The following is a 2,219-nucleotide window of genomic DNA, read 5'->3' as shown; positions in this document are numbered from 1 at the left end:
GTTGAACAAGGAATCCTCGAAGGCAATCAGCGGCAGGGCGTGTTCCGGTTCCGGGGCGTTCCCTATGCCAGCGCGCCCGTGGGGACACTGCGCTGGGCCGCACCGCAGCCACCCGCCGCATGGGAGGGCGTGCGCGACGCGACGAATTTCGGCAACGCCGCGATCCAGACCGTGGATACCGGTGCGGAACTCGGGGCGCCGCAGAGCGAGGACTGCCTCGACCTCAACGTCTGGTCCCACACCCTCGACCTGCGGGCCCGCCAACCGGTCATGGTGTGGATCCACGGCGGTGGCTTCCTCAATGGCTCCGGGTCCATGCTGGAATGCCATGGCACGGCCATCGCCCAACGGGGCGTGACCTACGTGTCGATCAACTATCGACTTGGTGCGTTCGGATTTGTGGCTCACCCCGAAGCTGGCGGGAACTTCGCCGTCCAGGACTGCGTTGCGGCACTGGACTGGGTTTCCCGCAACATCACTGCTTTCGGTGGTGACCCCGACAATGTCACCGTCTTCGGCCAGTCCGCCGGGGCGACCGCGGTGCGCACCTTGCTGGCAACCCCGTCCGCGCAGGGATTGTTCCACCGCGCTGTCCTGCAAAGTGCGGGCTTCGAATCCGCCGCGGCCATACCTGACATGCGCCGCGTGCGTGTCGTGCAGGCCAGTGCCCGGTTGTTCGAGCAGTTCGGCAGCAGCGACATCGAGCACCTGCGCCAGGTGCCGGTGGACCAGGTGCGCCAGGCGTCACGGATGCTGTCGGGCACCACGCCGTCAGACGGACAGGTGCACATCCCGGCCAACCTGGTCTGGTACCCGACCACGGACGGGCAGGTCGTCGGCGAGGACCTGTCCTGCTGGCCAACGGACGTGCCCGTGCTGTTCGGTCACACCGAGGACGAGGCGCGATTCTTCATCACGCCCACCGGGCCCTACCGGGCACCGCCCGGAGCGGTGGACCCCGCCCGGCTCTACACGCCCGCCACCCTGGCGACTATGGCCAAGGTCCTGGGTGGACAGCGCGCCGGCGACCTACTGGCTCAGCTCACGGGCAGTCCGTACGAGGAGTTGGCGAACCTGTTCACCACGGCCATTTGGACGGAGCCGATGCTCGCCTCGTACCGCCGGTTCACCGAACTGGGCCGCACGAGCTACGCCTACCGCTTCGCGCGGGTCTCACCTGGCAACCGCCGCACGGGAATGCTCGCCTACCACTGCGCCGAGCTCCCATACCTGTTCGGTCACCTCATTCCGGGCGAGGACTACGACGAGGTGGACTCCCAGGTGTCGGACACCATCGAGCATGCCTGGACGGAGTTCGCCCGGACCGGTGTGCCCAGCGGTCCCGACGGTGCCCAGTGGCCCGCCGCGACCAGGACATCACCACGGCTCACGGTGATCGACGACAAGGCAGAGAGCTGCCCGCTGGACACCAGCCCGGTCACGCAGATGATCAACTCCATTCGACCCGTCGCCGACACCTCGACGAATTGACCGACATCGTCAAATCCGGCATGACTGCCACCGGACCGCGCTTGGTCGAGGTGCCGCGGCCAAGAACCGTCTGTGCATGACAACACCCCAACAGGCAATCCCGCCATGAGATTCACATGCCAGAACAACACCCGCCATCAACCCAGGTGCAGCCACACGAGCTACCGGCATCGCTGCGTGACGCAGGCCTGACGAATCGCTTTGGCCCGGCGAACGCGGCGCACCTGCTGCAGAGCGCTCGGGTGGCCAGGGAGAACGGACTCGACGAGATGGTGATCACCGCCTGCCTGTTGCACGACATCGCCGTCATCGCGCTGCTGTCGGCGGGCCGCTGCCGCGAAGCGGCATTAGAGCCAAACTCCAGCATGACATCAGCATGACATCGACGAAGCTACCTCTGGCCATGCATGGATCTACATGATCCAGCTCAGCTGCGGCGACCCTAACTCCGCCAGCCGCAGTCAATATCTCCGCGCCCAACAGCGACGAAAACTGGCTCATCGCATTTGAGGGTGTAGGTGGAAGCAAGCTCCGGGCGACGTAGTTGGTGAGGTTCCGGAAGGCCCAGGGCGGAGCCGCGGAGGTGCTCGAGGCGCCCCTTGATCGGTTCGATCGGGCCGTTGCTGGTCCCGGGGTGGTCGAAGAACGCGAGAACGTCGGCCGCGCGCTGTTTCAGGGTGCGGCCGAGGCGTCGGATCTCGACGAGCGCTGTCGGGACGCCGCTGGTG

General features: G+C 66.4%; 2 protein-coding genes and 1 pseudogene. 2 read left to right on the top strand and 1 reads right to left on the bottom strand.

Features of this window, described 5'->3' with window-relative positions; genetic code table 11:
* Both VGD70_RS17455 and VGD70_RS17450 read left to right on the top strand, forming a co-directional pair.
* The coding region (locus VGD70_RS17455; protein WP_331082526.1) for a carboxylesterase/lipase family protein at positions 1-1,491 on the top strand (1,491 nt) is incomplete at its 5' end.
* Positions 1,492-1,607: 116 nt separating this feature from the next.
* Positions 1,608-1,871 (top strand): hypothetical protein, encoded by a 264-nt coding sequence (locus tag VGD70_RS17450; protein WP_331082527.1) that lies wholly within the window; start codon positions 1,608-1,610, stop codon positions 1,869-1,871.
* Between the two features lie 142 nt (positions 1,872-2,013).
* On the opposite strand, the pseudogene VGD70_RS17445 reads toward VGD70_RS17450, so the two are convergent.
* Positions 2,014-2,219, bottom strand: a pseudogene (locus VGD70_RS17445) (transposase); the annotation flags it as partial.

Source organism: Actinophytocola sp. (assembly GCF_036402745.1).
Classification (GTDB): domain Bacteria; phylum Actinomycetota; class Actinomycetes; order Mycobacteriales; family Pseudonocardiaceae; genus Actinophytocola.
The sequence above is the reverse complement of the archived record's forward strand: the minus strand, read 5'-3'. Positions and strand labels throughout refer to the sequence as shown.

Coding starts and splice junctions, on each gene's coding strand:
- VGD70_RS17450 (WP_331082527.1), top strand. CDS start 1,608: ATGCCAGAACAACACCCGCCATCAACCCAGGTGCAGCCACACGAGCTA.